General features: G+C 65.3%; 20 protein-coding genes. 14 read left to right on the top strand and 6 right to left on the bottom strand.

The window, feature by feature from the left end; translation table 11 throughout:
- Positions 1-279 precede the first annotated feature (279 nt).
- Both XcuCFBP2542_RS09800 and XcuCFBP2542_RS09795 read left to right on the top strand, forming a co-directional pair.
- Positions 280-759, top strand: a complete 480-nt coding sequence (locus tag XcuCFBP2542_RS09800; RefSeq protein WP_104603397.1) for a hypothetical protein — start codon at positions 280-282, stop codon at positions 757-759.
- 104 nt (positions 760-863) lie between these two features.
- Positions 864-1,262 (top strand): hypothetical protein, encoded by a 399-nt coding sequence (locus XcuCFBP2542_RS09795; RefSeq protein ID WP_104603437.1) that lies wholly within the window; start codon positions 864-866, stop codon positions 1,260-1,262.
- Between the two features lie 74 nt (positions 1,263-1,336).
- Here the strand turns inward: XcuCFBP2542_RS09795 and gap are convergent, their stop codons facing one another.
- Complete coding sequence (gap, locus tag XcuCFBP2542_RS09790; RefSeq protein ID WP_104603436.1) at positions 1,337-2,338, bottom strand: type I glyceraldehyde-3-phosphate dehydrogenase; 1,002 nt, start codon at positions 2,336-2,338, stop codon at positions 1,337-1,339.
- 399 nt (positions 2,339-2,737) lie between these two features.
- On the opposite strand from gap, the gene XcuCFBP2542_RS09785 reads away from it, so the two are divergent.
- From XcuCFBP2542_RS09785 to modC, 8 genes are all read left to right on the top strand, one after another.
- A complete protein-coding gene (locus XcuCFBP2542_RS09785; protein WP_104603396.1) occupies positions 2,738-3,250 on the top strand; it encodes an SgcJ/EcaC family oxidoreductase in 513 nt (170 codons plus the stop codon).
- Between the two features lie 301 nt (positions 3,251-3,551).
- On the top strand, positions 3,552-4,175 hold the full coding sequence (locus XcuCFBP2542_RS09780) for an OmpW/AlkL family protein (RefSeq protein ID WP_104603395.1): 624 nt from the start codon (positions 3,552-3,554) through the stop codon (positions 4,173-4,175).
- Positions 4,176-4,297: 122 nt separating this feature from the next.
- A complete protein-coding gene (locus XcuCFBP2542_RS09775) occupies positions 4,298-4,912 on the top strand; it encodes an OmpW/AlkL family protein (protein ID WP_104603394.1) in 615 nt (204 codons plus the stop codon).
- Positions 4,913-4,993: 81 nt separating this feature from the next.
- Positions 4,994-5,809: a S1/P1 nuclease gene (locus tag XcuCFBP2542_RS09770; protein WP_104603393.1), complete on the top strand. Its 816-nt coding sequence runs from the start codon at positions 4,994-4,996 to the stop codon at positions 5,807-5,809.
- A gap of 13 nt (positions 5,810-5,822) precedes the next feature.
- On the top strand, positions 5,823-6,647 hold the full coding sequence (locus XcuCFBP2542_RS09765) for an MBL fold metallo-hydrolase (protein WP_104603435.1): 825 nt from the start codon (positions 5,823-5,825) through the stop codon (positions 6,645-6,647).
- 75 nt (positions 6,648-6,722) lie between these two features.
- On the top strand, positions 6,723-7,499 hold the full coding sequence (gene modA / locus XcuCFBP2542_RS09760) for a molybdate ABC transporter substrate-binding protein (protein ID WP_104603392.1): 777 nt from the start codon (positions 6,723-6,725) through the stop codon (positions 7,497-7,499).
- A gap of 16 nt (positions 7,500-7,515) precedes the next feature.
- Complete coding sequence (gene modB, locus XcuCFBP2542_RS09755; RefSeq protein WP_208800673.1) at positions 7,516-8,202, top strand: molybdate ABC transporter permease subunit; 687 nt, start codon at positions 7,516-7,518, stop codon at positions 8,200-8,202.
- Positions 8,202-8,816 (top strand): molybdenum ABC transporter ATP-binding protein, encoded by a 615-nt coding sequence (gene modC / locus XcuCFBP2542_RS09750; protein WP_104603390.1) that lies wholly within the window; start codon positions 8,202-8,204, stop codon positions 8,814-8,816. The genes modB and modC overlap by 1 nt, the downstream gene beginning before the upstream one ends.
- 30 nt (positions 8,817-8,846) lie before the next feature.
- On the opposite strand, the gene XcuCFBP2542_RS09745 is transcribed toward modC, so the two are convergent.
- From XcuCFBP2542_RS09745 to XcuCFBP2542_RS09735, 3 genes are read right to left on the bottom strand one after another with little or no spacing between them, the layout of a single operon-like run.
- Positions 8,847-9,434 carry a hypothetical protein gene (locus XcuCFBP2542_RS09745; RefSeq protein ID WP_104603389.1) on the bottom strand — a complete coding sequence of 196 codons (588 nt, stop codon included), beginning with the start codon at positions 9,432-9,434 and terminating at the stop codon, positions 8,847-8,849.
- A complete protein-coding gene (locus tag XcuCFBP2542_RS09740) occupies positions 9,434-10,714 on the bottom strand; it encodes a TonB family protein (RefSeq protein WP_104603388.1) in 1,281 nt (426 codons plus the stop codon). The genes XcuCFBP2542_RS09745 and XcuCFBP2542_RS09740 overlap by 1 nt, the downstream gene beginning before the upstream one ends.
- Positions 10,704-11,069, bottom strand: a complete 366-nt coding sequence (locus tag XcuCFBP2542_RS09735) for a BlaI/MecI/CopY family transcriptional regulator (RefSeq protein WP_104603387.1) — start codon at positions 11,067-11,069, stop codon at positions 10,704-10,706. The genes XcuCFBP2542_RS09740 and XcuCFBP2542_RS09735 overlap by 11 nt, the downstream gene beginning before the upstream one ends.
- A gap of 147 nt (positions 11,070-11,216) precedes the next feature.
- Between XcuCFBP2542_RS09735 and XcuCFBP2542_RS09730 the strand changes: the two genes are divergently transcribed.
- The 3 genes from XcuCFBP2542_RS09730 to XcuCFBP2542_RS09720 all read left to right on the top strand — a co-directional run bounded on the left by XcuCFBP2542_RS09730 (position 11,217) and on the right by XcuCFBP2542_RS09720 (position 15,095).
- The gene (locus XcuCFBP2542_RS09730; protein ID WP_104603386.1) at positions 11,217-13,175 is read left to right on the top strand and encodes an acetyl-CoA hydrolase/transferase C-terminal domain-containing protein; all 1,959 of its coding nucleotides are present in this window, start codon (positions 11,217-11,219) and stop codon (positions 13,173-13,175) included.
- 271 nt (positions 13,176-13,446) lie between these two features.
- On the top strand, positions 13,447-14,373 hold the full coding sequence (locus XcuCFBP2542_RS09725; RefSeq protein WP_211292993.1) for a L,D-transpeptidase family protein: 927 nt from the start codon (positions 13,447-13,449) through the stop codon (positions 14,371-14,373).
- A gap of 2 nt (positions 14,374-14,375) precedes the next feature.
- The gene (locus tag XcuCFBP2542_RS09720) at positions 14,376-15,095 is read left to right on the top strand and encodes a M23 family metallopeptidase (protein ID WP_104603384.1); all 720 of its coding nucleotides are present in this window, start codon (positions 14,376-14,378) and stop codon (positions 15,093-15,095) included.
- Between the two features lie 81 nt (positions 15,096-15,176).
- Here the strand turns inward: XcuCFBP2542_RS09720 and fhuE are convergent, their stop codons facing one another.
- Complete coding sequence (gene fhuE / locus XcuCFBP2542_RS09715) at positions 15,177-17,369, bottom strand: ferric-rhodotorulic acid/ferric-coprogen receptor FhuE (RefSeq protein ID WP_104603383.1); 2,193 nt, start codon at positions 17,367-17,369, stop codon at positions 15,177-15,179.
- Positions 17,370-17,763: 394 nt separating this feature from the next.
- Between fhuE and XcuCFBP2542_RS09710 the strand changes: the two genes are divergently transcribed.
- Positions 17,764-18,756 (top strand): alpha/beta fold hydrolase, encoded by a 993-nt coding sequence (locus XcuCFBP2542_RS09710; RefSeq protein WP_104603382.1) that lies wholly within the window; start codon positions 17,764-17,766, stop codon positions 18,754-18,756.
- Positions 18,757-18,862: 106 nt separating this feature from the next.
- Here the strand turns inward: XcuCFBP2542_RS09710 and tkt are convergent, their stop codons facing one another.
- Positions 18,863-20,863, bottom strand: a complete 2,001-nt coding sequence (tkt, locus tag XcuCFBP2542_RS09705; protein WP_104603381.1) for a transketolase — start codon at positions 20,861-20,863, stop codon at positions 18,863-18,865.
- Between the last annotated feature and the right edge of the window lie 81 nt (positions 20,864-20,944).

Genomic DNA, 20,944 nt, shown 5'->3' with positions numbered 1-20,944 from the left:
CCATGGCTCCCACCCACATACGACTGCTCTGCACGTTTGTCTCTCCTTGAGTTCGTTGAGTGCTCTTGTACGTCATCTGCCATTCCAGCGCAGGAACAACCGCTGGTCGGCCGGAGATTAGGGCATGCGCTCCGGCCAATGTCTACGCCGGGCCGGCGTGCAGGCAGCAGCGCCAAGTCCTTGCCGAAGGCGGCCTGCAGTGCTAAAAACGCGCCAGCGCACGGGCGAGCCCGCTTCGCAAGGACCCATCGCACCGCCGCCCTGCAAGGATGTATCGCCATGACTGCCTTCCGCCCTCACTCCCTGCCTGCACTGTGCGCAATCGCACTGCTGGCGCTCGCACCGCAGGCATCGGCCGACGTGTTCGGCAGCGCCGAAACCATCGCCCGGAGCTGGATTGGCCACGACGCCAGCGAGCTCATCATGCAATGGCCGGTCGGCAAAGGACTCTATACCGCCGAAAACACCGAGACGTTGGAGACGGCCTACACCTACAACTTCGGCACAGAGGCGTACTACCGCACCAACTACTGGTCCACGCAGGGGGGAGTCATCGGCGTGGTCGGCGGCGGCAATGGCGTGGCCCCCACCCCGATCTTTCAGGAATATCAGCATAGCGAAGAAGTCTTCGTTCCTGCGCAACATCATTGCGAAATCACCTTCATCGCCGACTCCAGCGGCACCATCACCCGATACGATTTCGCTGGCAGCAAGTGCAACGACCATGTGCGCAGCTGGGGGCGCCCGAAGAAGAGATAGCCCCATCGGCCGGATATCGATCTACCAACCAAGGAACGCACGGAATGAAAACAAGGAACTGGATGTGCCATGCCGCATGGCTGACGCTCTTGCTGACGCAAGGGGTGCTGGCTGTCCCAGGCATGGCCCAATCGGTGCGACATGGGACCATTGCGTCAATGGAACCCATCGAGAACAAGGCTGACAACGTTCCCGAACGCAACCAGAGGCTCAAGAGCGCAGCCTCGGACTTTGGCGCCATCGCGGGCGGCTTCATCGGCCTCAAAGCCAACGCACGCATTGGTGCAGAAGCCGGCGCAGCCGCAGGCAATTATGCCGGCACCAAGGCGGGCGAGAAGGTGGTCGGCAACGGCGTCCCCGCGTACTTCATGCTGAAGATCCGTTTCGACAACAAGTCGCAGGTGGTCGTGACAAAGCCGCGTGCGGACGTCGCAGGGCTTGCCGTCGGTAGCCGGGTCGCGGTCACCGGCAAGGGCGAAGACATGCGGATCGCTGCGGAATAAGTGCCTGCCGGCGCGCGTGATTGCAAACAAAAAAGCGCCCGGAGGCGCTTTTTTGTTTCATTCGGATCGGCCGATCACCTGGCGACCACGCGCACCATTTCCAGGCACTTGTTGGAATAGCCCCACTCGTTGTCGTACCAGGACACCAGCTTGACAAAGGTGGAATCCAGCGCGATGCCGGCGTCGGCGTCGAACACCGAGGTGCAGGTCTCGCCGCGGAAATCGGTGGCCACCACCTTGTCTTCGGTGTAACCCAGCACGCCCTTCAGCGCGCCTTCGCTCTGTGCCTTCACTTCGGCGCAGATCTCGGCATAGGTGGCCGGCTTTTCCAGTTCCACGGTCAGATCGACCACCGACACGTCCGAGGTCGGCACGCGGAAGCTCATGCCGGTCAGCTTCTTGTTGAGCTCGGGAATCACCACGCCCACGGCCTTGGCCGCACCGGTGGAGGAGGGAATGATGTTCTCCAGGATGCCGCGGCCACCGCGCCAGTCCTTGTTCGACGGGCCGTCCACGGTCTTCTGGGTGGCGGTGGCCGCATGCACGGTGGTCATCAGGCCGCGCTTGATGCCCCACTTGTCGTTGATGACCTTGGCCAGCGGCGCCAGGCAGTTGGTGGTGCACGAGGCGTTGGAGATGATGGCCTCGCCCTTGTAGGTGGTGTCGTTGACGCCGTAGACGAACATCGGGGTGTCGTCCTTGGAGGGGGCCGACAGGATCACCTTCTTGGCGCCCGCATCGATGTGCTTCTGCGCGGTGTCCTTGGTCAGGAACAGGCCGGTGGATTCGATCACCACATCGGCGCCCACCGCATCCCACTTGAGGTTGGCCGGGTCGCGCTCCTGGGTCAGGCGGATCTTCTTGCCGTTGACGACCAGCGTGTTGCCATCGACCGAGACATCGGCCTTGAAGCGGCCGTGCACCGAGTCGTACTGCAGCATGTAAGCCAGGTAATCGGGTTCGAGCAGGTCATTGATGGCCACGATCTCGATGTCATTGGCGAAGTTCTGCACCGCAGAGCGCAGCACGTTGCGTCCGATGCGACCGAATCCGTTGATGCCAACCTTGATTGCCATGTTCACAAGCTCCTGCGACCGCGACAGCGCGGCGGATGGAAAGGGGCCGCCATTCTAGCAGCGTCGCCCATGCGCGGCCGTGCAGCGGCGACTGCTACCGGGACGACACTCCTCCCGCCCGACGCATGGCCGACGCGGTTGGCAATGCCCATCCCACAGCCAACCCTGAATGGCGCACATCGGCAACCGAGCCATCGCGGCGACCGCATCGAGTGGCGACAGCTCCTATAAAATCTTCGCTATGGATATTTTCTATTAATTTCAGTAACTTAATACTATAAAGAATATGCCGAAAAGCGTATTCATCCGTATGCCGAACGGCAGCATTTCTCCCCTCCGTGGATTTCGATACTGGCCCTGCCAACCAAGGCACCCACTCACCCACACGGAGGCTCCCCCATGCATCGCACCCTGCTCTCTCTGGTCCTGGCGTTTGCCACCACCCCGGCACTGGCCGCCGGCGTCATGCACTACACCGAAAAAGCATCGCTGCCTGCCGATGGGGAAGCGCGCGAAGTGGCCGCGCTGTTCGATACCTGGAACGCGGCCCTGGCGACCGGCAACCCGCACAAGGTGGCCGACCTGTATGCGCCCGATGGCGTGCTGTTGCCGACCGTGTCCAACGAAGTGCGCGCCTCGCGCGAGCAGATCGAGAAGTACTTCGAGCTGTTTCTGACCAAGAAGCCGAAGGGCGTGGTCAACTACCGCACCGTGCGCCTGCTCGATGACGACAGTGCAGTGGACGCCGGCGTATACACCTTCACGCTGACCGACAAGGACGGCAAGAAGAGCGACGTGCAGGCGCGCTACACCTTCGTCTACGAAAAGCGCGACGGCAAGTGGCTGATTATCAATCACCACAGCTCGGCGATGCCGGAAAAGGACGCAGCACCGCTCGCCCAGGTCAGGTAATGCCGGCCGATCGCCGCGTCACACCGCTTCCCTGCGAGGTAACGCGCGCTGGCGTCGGCTCACCTCCCCGGCCGACGCCCGCTTCGGCGCTTTGCCCGCCTCCTTCCAGCCTTGGTGCGTCCTGCACGCACCGCACTGGTGTACGGCGATGCAGACATTGCCCAGCACTGCCGCCCTCGGCGCACGACGGCCGCCTGTCTCCGGATCACCGGTCGTGTCACGACACTGGATTGATCCGGATCAAGGCGGTCATCCCCCCAACGCCGAACACTGCACTCATCCCTACTCAACGAGACGTCCTATGCACATGCGCTCTGCCCTGCTCCTCGCGGCTCTGGCAACCAGCTTCACCACCGTCACCGCATCTGCTCAAACCAAAGGCGACTGGGCCGTTGCCGTCGGCGCCCACCAGGTCGCTCCCAAGTCCGACAATGGACGCCTGGTCGGCGGCACGCTGGAAGCGGACGTGGGCAAGGACATCAGGCCGACCTTCAGCGCCGAATATTTCATCGCCGACAACCTGGGCATCGAAGTCCTGGCCGCGCTGCCCTTCGAACACGACATCGCCCTGCGCGGCCTGGGCCGGGTCGGCAGCACCAAGCATCTGCCGCCGGTGATCTCGCTGCAGTATCACTTCAACAGCCAGGGCAAGGTTTCCCCGTTCCTTGGCGCCGGCCTCAACTACACCCGCTTTTTCGACACGCAGACCCGCGGGGCGCTGGCCGGCAGCGAGCTGGAGCTGGACGATTCGTGGGGCCTGGCCTTGCACGCGGGCCTGGATTTCAAGCTCAGCGACCGCGGCGCCTTGCGGGTCAACCTGCGCTGGATCGATATCGATACCGAGGCCCGCTTGAACGGCAGCCGCATCGGCACGGTCAATATCGACCCGCTGGTCTATGGTGCGGCGTACGTACACCGGTTCTGAGCGGTAGCGGCAAGCACGGGACATCTCTGGCACACTGGGTCTCCAGGGACGTGCATCCACCGCCGGAGTTGCGGACAGGTCGATCGCGTCGAGCGCCTGTCCGACGACCTACCGGGGATTCCATGAGCAGCTTGTTCCGCACCGCACTTGCCATCGCACTGGCCGCTTCGACCAGCCCTGCCCTCGCCCAATCCGCCGGGCACTGGACGACCGGCTACGGTGCCGGCTACGTATCGCCGAAGTCCGATAGCGGTGCCTTCGGCACCGCGCGAGGCGAGATCAAGGGCGCGCCGACGCTCTCGTTCACCTACGAATACTTCCTGCGCAACAACCTCGGCATCGAGGTGCACGCCGCCGTTGCTGGCAGGCACGACCTAGAACTGCAAGGCGTCGGCAAGGTGGGCAGCTATTGGTCGGTGCCACCGAGCGTGTTGCTGCAGTACCACATCAATGGCTACGGCACGGTGTCGCCGTTCGTGGGCGTTGGCATCAACTACACCGCCTTCCTGGGCGAGGACACCGAGCCGGCGATCGGCAATGGCTCGCTGCGCTTTGAAGACTCGGTGGGCGCCACTGCGCATGTCGGGGTGGATTTCATCTTCAATGATCGCAGCGGCCTGCGCGTGGACGCGCGCTGGACCGATTCGCGCAGCAAAGTGGATTTCAACGGCAGGCGGCTGGGCGAAGCACGCATCGACCCGCTGACCTACGGGGTGTCTTACCTGGTCTACTTCTGATCGAGCGGCCGCCGCCCACCCGCGGCGGCATGCCGGAAGCCGCCATGAAGCCGACCCTGGCGGTTGCGTACAATCCGGCCAATGAAGACCTTCTCTCGCTCGCTCTGCATCCTTGCCGTCGCCGTTGCTGCGGCGATCCACTCCAACGCGGCATTCGCCTGGGGCGCGCAGGGCCACCGCCTGGTGGCCCGTATCGCCGAGACCGAACTGAGCCCGCAGGCACGCGCGCAAGTCGCATCCTTGCTGGCCGGCGAGCCGGACCCGACCTTGCACGGTGTGGCGACCTGGGCCGACGAACTGCGTGAACACGACCCCGACCTGGGCAAGCGTTCCGGGCCATGGCATTACGTCAACCTTGGCGAGCACGACTGCAGCTATGCGCCGTCGCGCGATTGCCCGGATGGCAACTGCGTGATCGCCGCGCTCGAACGCCAGACCGCCCTGCTCGCCGATCGCAGCCAGCCGCTGGAGGTGCGGCGGCAAGCGTTGAAATTCGTGGTGCATTTCGTCGGCGACATCCATCAGCCGATGCACGCCGGCTATGCGCACGACAAGGGCGGCAACGATTTCCAGCTGCAGGTCGATGGCAAGGGCAGCAACCTGCATGCACTGTGGGACAGCGGCATGCTCAACGACCGCCACCTCGGCGACGAGGCCTATCTGCAACGTCTGCTGGCGCTGCCGGCCGCTGCTCCTGTCTCGCCAGTGCTGCCGCCGCCGGCAGCGGCGTGGGCACAGGCGTCCTGCAAGATCGCCATTGCCCCGGGCGCGTACCCGGGCTCCCACGTATTGCCGGAGGGCTACATGGCGACCTACCGGCCGATCGCCGAAACGCAGTTGCGCCTCGCCGGCGACCGCCTGGCCGCCGTACTCAATGCGGCACTGGCCGGCTCCTGACGTGGAGACGCCGATGCCGCCGGAGGTGCTTGCGTTCTTCCATGCCGATAGCAACACCTTCACCTATGTGGTGGCCGATGCGGCCTCCGGCGCGGCGGCGGTGATCGACCCGGCACTGGACTATGCAGCCGACAGCGGCGCTATCGGCACGCAGGCCGCGCAGACGATCGTGGATGCCATCCGGCAACGCGGATGGCAGGTGCAGTGGCTGCTGGAAACCCATGCGCATGCCGATCACCTGTCTGCCGCACAATGGCTCAAGCCGCATTGGCCGCAGGCGCGCGTGGGCATCGGCGCCGGCATTGCCCAGGTGCAACGCACGCTCGCACCGCGCTACGCATTGCCGCAGGACTTTCGCGCCGACGGCTCGCAGTTCGACCAGTTGTTCGCCGATGACGAACGCTTCCTGCTCGGCGGCATCCAGGCGCGGGTCATCGCGGTGCCCGGCCACACCAGCGACAGCGTTGCGTACCTGATCGGCGATGCGTTGTTCCCCGGCGACTCGCTGTTCATGCCCGACGCGGGGACTGCGCGCTGCGACTTCCCTGGCGGCGATGCGCGGCAGCTGTATGCCTCGATCCAGCGCCTGTACACGCTACCAGATGCCACCCGCGTATTTGTCTGCCACGACTATGGCCCGGGCGGCCGGCCGGTGGCGCACCAGACCAGCATCGGCGAACAGCGGCGCAGCAATCTCCACGTGCGCGATGGCGTGGACATCGAAGCGTTCGTGGCGCAGCGGCAGGCACGCGACGCGACCCTGCCCGAGCCCAGGCTGATCGGCCCCGCGCTGCGGGCCAACCTACAGGCGGGGCGTTGCGGGGATGGAATTCCGTAACCCCAGCTGGCGGTCGCCACGCTGGTCACCGTGCAGCCGTTATGATCGGTGCCCGCCACCTGTTTGGAACGTCCCATGCGCATGATCGGTTTCTGGCAGCGCGCCCTGTGCGTGCTGATGCTTGCCCTGCCCGTGCTGGCCTGCGCGCAAGCCGCGCCGGTGACCGTCTTCGCGGCGGCCAGCCTGAAGGAGTCGATGGACGACGCCGCTGCCGCGTACGAAAAGGCCACCGGAACGCCGGTGCGCGTGTCGTATGCCGCAAGCTCGGCGCTGGCGCGTCAGATCGAGCAAGGCGCGCCGGCGGACGTGTTCTTTTCGGCCGATCTGGAATGGATGGACTATCTGCAACAGCGCAACCTGGTGGAGCCGGCACACCGCCAGCAGCTGCTTGGCAACACGCTGGTGCTGATCGCGCCAGCGGCCAGCAACGTGCAGGTGGATCCGCGTACACCGGGCAGCATCGCCAAGGCCTTGGGCGAGCGCGGCCGCCTGGCGGTTGGCCAGACCACCAGCGTGCCGGCCGGCAAATACGCCGCGGCGGCGCTGCGCTCGCTTGGTCAGTGGGACAGCGTGCAGGCACGCCTGGCCGAATCGGAAAGCGTGCGTGCAGCGTTGATGCTGGTGTCGCGTGGCGAGGCACCGTTGGGCATCGTGTATGGCTCGGATGCGCGCGCCGACGCCAAGGTGCGCGTCGTGGCAGCCTTCCCTGCGAGCAGTCATGCGCCCATCGTCTATCCGGTCGCTGCCTTGAAGAACAGCCGCAACCCCGCCGCCACCGCTTTCGTTACATGGCTGCGCAGCGCGCCGGCCAAGGCAATCTTCAGCCGTCGTGGCTTCTCGCTGCAGGATTGAGGCGCAGCGCTTGTCGATGTTCACCCCGCAGGAACTGATGGCCATCGGCCTGAGTCTGAAGGTTGCGCTGGTGGCGGCAGTGGCCAGCCTGCCACCGGGCATCGCCTGCGGCTGGCTGCTGGCGCGCCGGCGCTTCCCCGGCAAGGCACTGCTGGATGCGCTCTTGCATCTGCCGCTGGTGATGCCGCCGGTGGTGACGGGTTATGCGTTGCTGGTGACCCTGGGCACGCAGGGGGTGATCGGCAGCTGGTTGCTGGAGCACCTCGGCGTGCAATTCGCGTTCCGCTGGACCGGCGCGGCATTGGCCTGCGCGGTGATGGGATTTCCACTGATGGTGCGCGCAATCCGGCTATCGATCGAGGCCACCGACCGCCGCCTGGAAGCGGCGGCGGCCACGCTGGGTGCCGGGCCGTGGCGGGTGTTCTTCAGCATCACCTTGCCCCTGGCCTGGCCTGGCCTGATGGCCGGCATGGTGCTGGCGTTCGCCAAGGCACTGGGCGAGTTCGGCGCCACCATCACCTTCGTGTCGAATATCCCGGGCGAAACCCAGACCTTGTCGTCGGCCATCTACGGCCTGATGCAGGTACCCGGCATGGAATCGGGCGTGTGGCGGTTGGCGACGGTAGCCCTGGCGATCTCGCTGGCGGCATTACTGCTCTCCGAATGGCTGGTACGCCGGCCGCATCCGCGCGAGGACGGCTGATGCTGGATCTGGACCTGCATCTGCGCCGTGGCACGTTCCAGCGACACCTCTGCATCCAGGACGCGGCACGCGTGGTGGCCTTGGTGGGACCGTCCGGCGCGGGCAAGACCACGGTGCTTAACGCCATCGCCGGCCTGGTGCAGCCGGATGCGGGCCATATCCGCATCGATGGGCGCTGCCTGTACGACCACCAGCAGCGTGTGGACCTGCCCACGCACCAGCGCCGTATCGGCTATGTCTTCCAGGACGCGCGGCTGTTCCCGCATCTGGATGTGCGGCACAACCTGCGCTATGGCCGGCATGCGCGCGGTGCGGCGACCTTCGGCTTCGACGATGTGGTGGCCTTGCTCGGCATCGCGCCGCTGCTGCAGCGCCGGCCGCGCAACTTATCCGGCGGCGAAGCGCAGCGGGTGGCGATCGGCCGCGCGCTGCTGTCGCAGCCGGCAATCCTGTTGTTCGATGAGCCGCTGTCGGCGCTGGATCAGGCGCGCCGCGAAGAATTGATCCCCTACCTGCAGCGGGTGCGCGATGAAATCCGCCTGCCGATGTTGTACGTGAGCCATCACCCGGACGAAGTACAGCGCATCGCCGACAGTGTGCATGTACTGACGTGACCCGCTGATCCGGGCATCCGCATGCATGACTCAGCGTGCCACGTTGCCGGACCGCACACTTGCCTTGCCCTGCCGTACCTCGAAGGTGAAGGCAAACGGCAAGGTCACCGGCACCGGCTCCACACGCGCCGCGCCGGTACAGTCGTCCAGGTCTGCCGGAGGTGTTGCGCCGGGCGTGTAGGTGCACATCGCCGCCGGCACGAACTGCCACTGCATGACGGCGGTGCGCACGGCCTGCAGCAGATCGGCATGTTCGGGCAGCTGCCCTTTGCTGCACTCGTCGCGATCGGACAGCGGGTCCACGCGCTGCACCGCGCCGTCGGCCGTGAGGATCACCTGCACGCAGACCGTGGTCGGCGCCAGGGTCTGCTGCGACCAATCAGCTGGCAGCGTTGGTGGATCGCTGCGCACGGCGCGCGGCATGCGAAAGCGCTGTGTGGGCGACAGCGTGTACGCCTGGATCGCGCCTGTACCATCCGCAGCGGACTGCACCGGCAACATGCGTTGATCGACCGAATCCTCGCGTTGACTGCGCTCCTGCTCCACCGCAGGCTGGCTCGCGCAGCCGCTCAGCAGCAGCGCCAGTACACCGCCTCCAGACACCAGCGCGCGCCGCATCACCGCGTCTCCTGCGCGGTGCAACCCGATGCCGGACAGCCGGTTTTGTGCGCAAGCTGCGCAGTGTCATGCGCACTGTCGGTGGGCGGAGCAATATCGGACGCGTCTTCCGGTGGATCCATTTCGAAGCGCACCGGCACGCGTACCGTCGAGGTCACCGCCCTGCCGTCGACATGGACGGGCTTGAAGCGCCAGCCGTGCGCCGCCTCAAGCACGGACTGGTCGAACACACCGGCCGGCTGGCTATGCACAATGGCGATGCGTTCGGGCGCCCCACTCGGGCCCACCAGGATCTGCAGCTCGACCAGGCCGGCAAGACGCGCAGCGACTGCCGCAGCAGGGTACCTGGGCGGCTGCATCGTGCTGAAATCCAACGGGTTGCCGGCCACCGGCGTGGCTTGCAGACGCGCTGGCTGGATCACCCAACAGGCGGCACTGGCGATGACCGCCAGCAGCAGCACCACGCGACGGTTCGTGCGCGCACGCTGCCCGGTGATGGTGGGCATGCGCAGGGCCGCCAGACGCTGGGTCAACGGATGCGACGGCGCCCAACCACACGCAAGGGGCATCCAGCGGCCACCAAGCTGGCATTTGAGCATCGCATCGGCATAGCTGCGGCGCTTGTCTGGATGTCGCGCGATCACCGCAGCATCGCAGGCCAGCTCCTGATCCAGACGAAACGCGCGCCACCCCAGATGCAGCAGCGGATTGAACCAGCCCAGGCACAGCAGCACGATGGCCAGCGCGTTGGCGCGTAGATCGCCGCGGCGCAGATGCTGCTGCTCGTGGGCCAGGATCAACGCGCGCTCGTCGGCGCTGTAGCGGGTGGTGAAGTCCAGCGGCAGCACGATGCGTGGACGTCGCACGCCCAGCGACACCGGCAAGCTGGCATCATGGGTTGCCACCCATAGCGTCTTGTCCAGGGCCACCAGCGGGCCGAGACTGCGCACGAAACGCCGCTGCCCGCGCCATGCAGCGATGCCCATCAGCATCGCACCGGCCAGCCACACTGCAGCGAGCAGTTCGCGCCCACCCGCGCCGCTGCCCTGGATACCGGTTGCCGATGGCAGCACCACCAGCGCCGGTACGCGGGACAACACCGTGCCCACCGGCAGGCCTGGAAACATGGCGGCCACCAGCGCCAGCGGCACGCTTGCCCAGATTGCATACGCGGCGACCGCACCCAGCCAGCGCCGCAGCGGTCGCCGCAGCAGCAGGCAGATCAGCACCGCAACACTGCTGTAGCAGATGGCACGCAGCAACACGGCATCAAGGCTCATCGTCCAGCTCCCTGAGCAAACGCTTCAACTCGGCCACATCCGACGCACTGAGCTTTCCGCGCTCGCTGAAGTGCGCCACCAGCGGCGCGACCCGGCCGCCGAACAGCCGCTGCAGCAGGCCCTCGCTCTGTTGCTGCACCCACTGGTCGCGCTGCAGCACCGGCGTGTACAGATACTTGCGCCCGTCCTTCTGCGCGGCAATGGCGCCTTTGGTGAGCAGGCGATTGAGCAAGGTCTTGATGGTGGGCTCGGCCCAGTCGGTCTGCGACAGCGCTGCCACCACCTCCTCGGCGGTGCGTGGCGCGCCATCCCAGAGCACTTGCATCACCACCGCTTCCGCATCACTGATCGGCATACGATTACGCCCGTAATTTTTTACGATTACGCGCGTAAACTCAACCGATGTCAAGCGTCCGATCGACGCATTGCGGTTGCGGTGGCCGCCCATGCGCAGCGGCCGGCCTGCAGGCATCGCCGCGGCGGCTCGGCTACCCTTGCACGGATGACCAACCACCTGACCGACCTGGACTCCGCGCTGGAGTGGATCCTGCAGCGCATCGACGGCCCCCTGCGCGTTGGCGCGCCACTGGGCATCGGCAAACCGCACCGGCTGTTGAACGCGCTCTACGCACGGCTCAAGGACACCCCCTCGCGGCCGCTGGCGCTGTACACCGCGCTGTCGCTCAATCCCCCCAAACCGGGCGCCGGCCTTCAGGCACGCTTTGCAGCGCCGTTCATTGCGCGCCACTTCGGCGAGGACTTCCCGCAGCTTGCGTATGTCGATGCCATGCTGCGCGACGCCCTGCCTGCGCATATCCAGGTGGAAGAGTTCTACATGCAATCCGGTGGCCTGTTGCAGTCGACGCAGGCGCAGGCCGACTACACCAGCCTGAACTACACGCACGCCGCGGCGGCGGTGGCGCAGCGGGCGCCGAACCTGATCGTACAGAAGGTGGCACGCGAACCTGGCGGCACCCGGCTGTCGTTGTCGTGCAACAACGACATCACCCAGGACACCCTGGACGCGGTGCAGTCACTGGGGCTGCCGCGCCCGTTGCTGGTAGCCGAGGTCGACCCGCAATTGCCCTGGATCGGCGGCACCGCGGCGGTGGACGCGGCGTTCTTCGATCTGGTCATCGACCTGCCCGGCCCTACGCCGCGCCTGTTCGGCCTGCCGCGGCAGCCGGTGAACACCGTCGATTACGCCATCGGGCTGTACGCAAGCACCCTGGTGCGCGATGGCGGCACCTTGCAGATCGGCATCGGCACGCTGGCCGACGCCCTGAGCCATGCGCTGGTGCTACGCCACACCGACAACGCCACCTATCGCCGCGTGCTGCAGGCACTGGACCCTGACCTGGCAACGCATCCGGCCGTGCAGGCCAGCGGCGGGCTGGAGCCGTTCGCGATCGGCCTGTATGGCTGTAGCGAGATGCTCAACGAAGGCTTCAAGCAATTGGTGGACAGTGGCGTGATCGGCCGCAAGGTGCACGACGACCTGCCGCTGATGCAACGCATCGCCGATGGCCGTGCCAATGCCGACGACCACGCACGCCTGGCACGCGAGGGCCAATTCCTGCATGGCGCGTTCTATCTCGGCTCGCCGGACTTCTACCAGTGGTTGCGCACCCTCGACGAGCACACCCGCACTGCTATCGGCATGCGCCGCATCAGCGAGATCAATCAGCTCTATGGGGGCAACGAAGCGCTGGAACGCCTGCAACGGCGCGATGCGCGCTTCTTCAACTCCTGCATGATGGCCACCGCGCTGGGGGCGGCGGTGTCCGATGGTCTGGAGGATGGACGCGTGGTGTCCGGTGTGGGTGGCCAATACAACTTCGTGGCGATGGCGCATGCGCTACCGCAGGCACGCAGCGCGCTGATGTTGCGCGCCACCCGCGATGCCGGCGCGCGGGCGGTGAGCAATGTCCGTTGGAACTATGGTCACACCACCATCCCGCGTCACCTGCGCGATCTCTACATCACCGAGTACGGCATCGCCGACCTGCGTTACAAGACCGATCAGGAATGCGTACTGGAGATGGCCGGCATCTGCAACGCCCGCTTCCAAGACACGTTGCTGGCGCAGGCGACGCAGTCGCGCAAGCTACGCACCCCACCGCAACTGGCTACACGCGCGCAACGCAATACGCCCGAGGCGCTGGAGCAGGCCTTGGCCCCGTTTCGCCGCGACGGCAGCCTGCCCGACTATCCGCTGGGCAGCGACTTCACCGAAATCGAGCAGCATCTGCTGCGCGCCTTGGCCTGGCTAAAGGCTGCAACGGCCAGCCCCGGCAGCAAGGCTGCAACCGTGGCGCGTGCGGTACTTGCACCCGGAGCGGTGCAAGCCGTCGAAGCAGCCTGCCTGCAACGCATGGCGCTGGATGCACCACGCGGCCTGGGCGAGCGCGTGCAGGCCAAGCTGCTCGTCTACAGCCTGCGGCAGTGCGCATCCGCCTGACACCGCAACGCGGCGCAGCGGTGTTCCCTGCATCGAGGCACATGCGCAATGGTCCGGCTCGCACATGCGTGGTGCCCGTGCCCCGGCGACGGTGGATCGGGATGAATCGGTCTTGGCGCGCTCGCGCGTTGGCCGCTGGCCTGGCGACTGCCATTTCACGTCGACACGCGGGCGGCTGCGGCAAGGTGCCCGCATACTTCTTACGGACCCGCCCATGTCATTACGCTCCAATGCTCGTGTCTGTTTGCTCGCCCTGGCGCTCGGCGCCTGGCTGCCTGCGCTGGCACAGGCGCCGCAATCTGCAGCCGCATCTGCGGCATCTGACGCCACACCCGCAGCAACGGGCGTTCCCACCGGTCCACGCTCGGACCTGCACGCACAAGTCTTGCTTGATCGCGCGCATTTTTCGCCCGGCCAGATCGATGGCGAACGCGGCTCCAACCAGAAGCGTGCGGTCTCCGGGTTCCAGGCAGCGCACGCCATCAAGGCCACCGGCGAGCTGGATGACGCAACCTGGCAGGCACTGCAGGCCGACACCACACCGACGCTGGTGCAATACACCTTGACCGAGGCAGATGTTGCCGGGCCGTTCCAACCGATCCCAAAGGGCCCGGCCGAGCAGGCCAGGCTGTCCGCACTGGGCTATGCATCGGTCGATGAGGCATTGGGCGAGCGCTTTCATGCCGACCCCGCGTTGCTGCGCCAACTCAATCCGGGCGTGGACCTGGGCAAGGCCGGCGGCGTGATCCAGGTACCCAACATCGATGGCGTAACACCGCTGGCCAAGCCGGCCAAACTGGTGGTCGACAAGTCCGATTCGACGCTGCGCCTGTTCGACGCGGACGACAAGGTGTACGCGCAGTTCCCGGTCTCATCCGGCAGCAAGCACGACCCGCTGCCGATCGGACGCTGGAAAATCCTGGGCATCTCGCGCGAACCGGTGTTCAAGTACAACCCCAAGCTGTTCTGGGACGCCAAGAAAGGCGACAAGAAAGCCACGCTACCGGCGGGCCCCAATAACCCGGTGGGCCGCGTCTGGATCGATCTATCCAAGCCGCATTATGGCCTGCATGGCACGCCGGAGCCGGGTCATGTCGGCAAGACCGAATCGCACGGTTGCGTGCGCCTGACCAACTGGGATGCCGTAGCGCTGGCCGACGTGGTTGGGCCGTCGGTCCCGGTGGTGATGCAGGAGTAAACATGAAATTGCTGATGATCTTGATTGCAGGCGTGGCGATTGGCGCTGGCGGCTACTGGTGGCTGGAACGTCATGCACCGGAAGCAGCGGTCCCGGTGGCCGCCAGTGCCGCGCCCATCGTTGCAGCGCCGGCTCCCGCAGTGGACGTGGCTGCGCCTGCTGCGCCAGCGATGGCGCCGGCTGACTCCGTGCCTGTGACCCCGGCAACGGCATCCGCTGCGCCGGCCATGCCGGCGCCCGCCGCTGCCACTGTCCCGTCAGCAACCGCATCGGTGACACCCGCCGGCCTGCTGATTCCGGTACAAGGCATCGGCCGCGATCAATTGCAGGACACCTTCACCGATGCACGCAGCGAAGGCCGCGTACATGACGCCATCGACATCCTCGCACCGACCGGCACGCCGGTACTTGCGGTCGCTGATGGAACGGTCGAAAAGCTGTTCGACAGCGAACGCGGTGGCCTGACCGTGTATCAATTCGATCCAGGCGGCACGTATTGCTACTACTACGCGCATCTGGAACGTTACGCCGATGGCCTGGCGGAAAAGCAGTCCATCACGCGTGGCCAGATCATTGGCTATGTCGGCAGCACCGGCAACGCAAATCCTGCCGCGCCGCACCTGCACTTCGAAATCCACCACCTGGGACCGGAAAAACAATGGTGGAAGGGTGAGGCATTGAACCCCTACCCCATCCTGCGGGGCGATCAGCCGTTGCAGTAAGCAAGACAGGCACCTTTTGCAAGGTGCCTGTGCAATGACACAGCGAGGCGTAAGGTCGGCAACGCCTTGACGTGCGCTCGGTCAGAACGAATAGTTGAAGGTCAGCATGCCGTTGCGCGATGCGCCCCACGCGCCATAGCCACCGTTGAACTGCGAGAGGTAGTGCTTGTCGAGCAGGTTGTCGACGTTGAGTTGCACCGAGAACTGCGGCGACAGGCGGTAGCGGGCAAATGCACTGACCAGTGCGTAGGCACTCTGCTGGAAGGTGCCATACACCGGGTCCACGTAGTAGGAACGGTTCTGCCAGTTGACGCCGCCGCCCACGGTCAGGTCGCTCCACGCCCCCTGCGGGGTGTAGCTGCTGAATACCTTGATGGTGGTGCGCGGCAAATGCGTGTTGATCGAAGCGCCACCGGAATCACGCGCGGTGTAGTGCGACGCACCGACCGTGGCATTCCAGCCCTGGGTCAGGCGCCCGGACACCTCGAGGTCGAAGCCTTCGCTCACCACGCCATTGGCGGCCTGGTAAGCGGACTCGCTGCTGCCGGGAACAAAGCCACCGGTGGGCACACCAAGGTTGTCCTGCTCGATGCGGAACAGCGCCAGCGAGGCGTTGAGCTGGTCGTCGAACCACGCGGCCTTGACGCCGGCTTCGTAGCCCTTCCCGCTCAGCGGGTCGAGATAGCCACCGTTGGCATCGCGCAAGGTCTGCGGATTGAAGATTTCGGTATAGCTGACGTAGGTCGACCACACATCGTTGATGTCGTAGACCAGGCCGGCATATGGGGTGACTTCGGTCTGGGTGTCGGAAAACGGCAGCAACTGCTGCGTGGTGAAGTCGACGTTGCGGCCATCGATCTGCCAATCGGTGTAGCGCGCGCCCACCAGCAGCGTCAGCGGGTCGGCCAGCGAAAAACGTGCAGCCACGTAGGCGGCCTTCTGTTCGATGGTGGCTGCGCTCTGCAGCGTGCGCGGGTTCCAGTTGGGCTCCGGATAGGCGCCATTCCAACCGAAATAGCTGGTCAGAGGCGCGGGAAAATCGAAGGTGCCGTTGTTGACGTACTCGCGACGGTTGTAGCTGGCGCCGGCCACCAACTGATGCTCGCGGCCGAACAGCTGGAACGGACCTTCGGCATAGACATCGGCGCCATCGGCCTTGCGCTCGGTCTGGTAGTTGCCCGAATACGGCACCACACCGCCACCGGTGGCACGGTCGAAGCCAAAGATCGTATAGAACGGGTAGAACAGATGATTGGCCGCTTCGGTCTTTTCGTGGCTCACATTGGCCTTGAGCAGCCAGCCACTGTCAAAGCTCTGCTGCAGGCTGGCGAAGGTACGCTGCAGGCGCGTGTCCCAGAACGTCCAGTCGGCCGCCGGGTTGAACGAGCGGTCGAAGCGGGTGCGGCTGCCATCGCTGAAGAACAGCGGGAATCCGCCCCAGGTGACATCGTCCGATTCCTTCTTCTGGTATTCGTAGCCCACACTCAGCAAGGTGCTGTCGGTGAGGTCGGCATCAATGATGGCCGAACCGATCTTCTTGCGCAGCGAGTAGCGTTCCATGTCCGACTCGCCGTCCTGGTAGACGCCGACCACGCGCGCACGCACGGTGCCTTCGGGGTTCAGCGGCACGGTGACATCGGCCACGCTGCGGGTCTTGTTGAAGTCACCACCACCCACCGACACGGTGCCGGTAAAGTCGCGGCTGACCGCATGCTTGCGCACCAGGTTGATCGAGGCCGACGGGTTGCCCGAGCCGGTCAGCAGGCCGGTGGCGCCACGCACCACTTCCACGCGCTCGTACAACGCCACGTCCAGCGCGGAGTCGCCGTAGCTCCAGGCCTGTTCCATGTAGGCCGGGATGCCGTCGAACTGGTAGTTGTCGATGTAGAAACCACGCGCATAGAACTCCAGCCGCTCGCTATCGCTTTGCGCAACCGAGATGCCGGAAACGTTGTTGAGTACGTCGCTGATGCTTTGTAGGTTCTGGTCGTCCATGCGCTCGCGCGTCACCACCGTCACCGACTGCGGAATCTCGCGCAGCGACAGATTCATGCGGGTGCCGGCGGTGGTCTTCTCCACGGTATAGCCCTTGACCTGCTCGCCCTGCACGTTGAGCCGGTCCAGCGTGGTGACCTCGGCAGCGGCGGCGGCAACGGGCGTCTCGGCCAACGCCTGGCCGGCGGCCAGCGTGCACAGCGCGACGAACAAAGCGCGCGGCAGGGCGTGGCGACGCGCGCCCACGGAAACAAGACGCAACTCGGTACTACGGATCATCGGGAACTCCAACACAGACGGATCAGACCCAGCGCTGCGAAGACGCCGCGCCGGCAACAAGGGTGGAAAAGGTGTGCGCTAAGAGCGGCAGCGCGCTATCTTAATGGGAATGATTCGCATTTTAAATAGCCGATTGAGGTTTATTTAGCATTTGCTTGACACAAGCGAGCGCTACCCAAGCGAAAGGCGCATGGTGCAACTCCCGGTCCAACCGCAGCCATTGCAGCCGAACTCGCATAGACGCGACACTCACAGCGGGAGCTGCCGAACAGGTGGCTGATGCGATGACGGAACGCACTGCAACGGGAATCACATGAAGAAATGCTGGGTAGCGATCGCTCTACTGCTGGTGTGCGCGCCGGCAGTGCGTGCGGAGGAGTCAGGAAAAACGCGGTTGAATGACGCTTGCCGGGTCCCCGGCAACGCCGTCCACGAGGCAGGTCTTGTCCAGATCGGAGGCATCCAGCAATGGGTCACGATCGAAGGCCAGGACTGCCGTAATCCAGTGGTGCTGATCGTCCATGGCGGGCCGGGCAACCCGAATACGCCGTTCGCGCATCGCCTGTTCGGCAGCTGGACGCGCGATTTCACCATCGTGCAGTGGGACCAACGCGGTTCCGGCAAGACCTATGCGGCAAGCAAGCCTGCCGACGGCGAGTCGCTGACCATGCAGCGGCTGACCCAGGACGGTAGCGAGGTCGCACGCTATGCCACGCAACGGCTGGGCAAACCCAAGCTCATCCTGATGGGCGGGTCGTGGGGCTCGGCACTGGCCGTCACTCTCGCCAAGGCGAATCCCAACCTGTTCCACGCTTATGTCGGCACGGCGCAACTGGTCAACTACCAGGACGACATGGCGTCGAGCTACGCCAAGACACTGAGCCTGGCCCGCGCAGCCAACGATGCGGATGCGATCGGCAAGCTGGAGACGATCGGCCCGCCGCCTTGGACAAACCCACGCAACTTCGGAGTCCTCAGGCGCCTGACGCGCAAATACGAAGCCTTGCGTACCGACCCGGCACCGGAAGACTGGTTCACCTTCGCAGCGGACTACGACACGCCCGACTACCGCGCAGCCTATGAGGCCGGGGAAGACTATTCCTTCCTGCAGTTCGTCGGGCTGGCAGGCGACGGCATGGGCCCGCAGATCGACCTGCGCGCACTCGGGCCGCAGTTAGCCATGCCGGTCTATCTGATCCAGGGCGAGCAGGATCTGGTCACTCCGGCGCACATCAGCAAAGCCTATTTCGATGGTCTTTCTGCACCGAGCAAGGAATTTCTCCTGCTGCCACGCACAGGACACGATCCCAATCCGCCGATGATGGACGCACAGCTCAAAGTGCTGACCAGGATCCGTACAGCCGTGCTGGCCAACGAGGCGCACTGAGCCACGCAAGGCATCCGTTGAACGATGACGCACTGCGCATGGCTCGCGAAATCCAACAAAAAAGCCGGCTTTCGCCGGCTTCTTTGTTCGAGCACCACGCAAGGCGTTACAGCGCCTTGGCCGCCGCAACCACATGCGCGGCCGTGATCTTGAAGTACGCGTACAGCTGATCGGCCGGCGCCGAGGCGCCGAAGGTATCGATACCGACCACATCGCCATCCAGGCCCACGTACTTGCGCCAGAAGCCGGTCACGCCCGCTTCCACTGCCACGCGCTTGCGCACGGCGTTCGGCAGCACCTGTTCGCGGTACGCCGCATCCTGGCGGTCGAACACATCGGTCGACGGCATCGAAACAACGCGCGTCTTCAACCCCGCCGCATCCAGCGTCTGCTTGGCTTCCATCGCCAGGCCCACCTCCGAACCGGTGCCGATCAGGATCACATCGGGCGTGCCGCCTTCGGCATCGGCCAGCACGTAGCCACCGCGTTCGATCAACTTGAGCTGTTCGGCGCTGCGCGGCTGGTGCTGCAGGTTCTGGCGGCTGAAGATCAGGCAGCTCGGGCCGTCCTTGCGAGTGATCGCGGCCTTCCAGCTCACTGCCGATTCCACCGCATCGCCCGGGCGCCAGACATCGTTATTGGGGATGTAGCGCAGCGAGGCCAGGTGTTCCACCGGCTGATGGGTCGGGCCGTCTTCGCCCAGGCCGATCGAGTCGTGCGTGTACACATGGATGGCATGCGCCGGATTCAGCGCGCTCATGCGCACGCCATTGCGCGCGTAATCGCTGAACACCAGGAAGGTGGCATCGAACGGAATGAAGCCGCCATGCAGCGCCAGGCCATTGGCAATGGCGGTCATGCCGAACTCGCGCACGCCGTAATACACGTAGTTGGCGTCCGGGTCATCGGTGGCCACCGACTTGCTGGCCTTCCACAGGGTCAGGTTGGAATGCGCCAGGTCGGCCGAGCCGCCGATCAACTCGGGCAGCAGCGGCGCGAAGGCTTCGATGGCCAGCTGCGAGGCCTTGCGCGAGGCGATGGTCTGGCCGTCTTGCTGCGCCTTGGCGATGTAGGCATCGGCCTGGGCGATGAAGTCGGCCGGCAGCTCGCCGTGCGAGCGGCGGGTCAGCTCATCGGCTTCGCTGGTGTACTGCCTGGCGTACTTGTCGAACAGCTGTTCCCACTCGGCCTGGCGCAGCGTGCCGGTGCCACCGGCGCGCCAGCCGGCGTAGATCTCTTCGGGAATTTCGAACGGGCCATACGGCCATTCCAGTGCCTTGCGCGCGCCTTCCAGCTCGTCCTTGCCCAGCGGTGCGCCGTGCGAGGATTCCTTGCCGGCCTTGGTCGGCGCGCCGAAACCGATCTTGGTGCGGCAGCAGACCAGCGTGGGCTTGTCGCTGTTGTCCAGCGCCGCCTCGATGGCGGCCTTGATCTTCTCGGCATCATGCCCGTCCACGTCGCGGATGACGTGCCAGCCATAGGCTTCGAAACGCGCCGGGGTGTCGTCGCTGAACCAGCCGGCAGTGTTGCCGTCGATGGAGATCTGGTTGTTGTCCCAGAACGCCACCAGCTTGCCCAGGCCCCAGGTGCCTGCCAGCGAGGCGGCTTCGTGCGAAATGCCTTCCATCAGGCAGCCATCGCCCATGAACACCCAGGTGCGGTGGTCGACGATTTCCAGCTCCGGGCGGTTGTAGCGCTGTGCCAGCAACTTCTCGGCCAGCGCGAACCCGACCGCATTGGCAAAGCCCTGGCCGAGCGGGCCGGTAGTGGTCTCCACGCCCGGGGTTTCGCTGTGCTCCGGGTGGCCGGCGGTCTTGCTGTGCAGCTGGCGGAACTGCTTGAGCTGCTCGATCGGCAGGTCGTAGCCGGACAGGTGCAGCAGCGCGTACTGCAGCATCGAGCCGTGGCCGTTGGACAGCACGAAACGGTCGCGGTTGAACCACTGCGGGTTGTTCGGGTTGTGCCGGTAGAAATCGTTCCACAGCACTTCGGCGATATCGGCCATGCCCATCGGCATGCCGGGATGGCCGGACTTGGCGGCTTCGACCGCATCTGCGGCAAGAAAACGGATGGCGTTGGCCAGCTGGCGGCGGGTGGGCTGGGTCATGGGCGTCTATGGAAGCGGAAGGGAACACCGCTGGAAGCGGAGCCTTCATTCTCCCATACACAGCGTTACGGGAATCGGGAA

It is taken from the genome of Xanthomonas cucurbitae (assembly GCF_002939885.1).
Taxonomy (GTDB): Bacteria; Pseudomonadota; Gammaproteobacteria; order Xanthomonadales; family Xanthomonadaceae; genus Xanthomonas; species Xanthomonas cucurbitae.
Note: the sequence above shows the minus strand (reverse complement) of the source record. Positions and strands in the feature narration are given on the sequence as shown.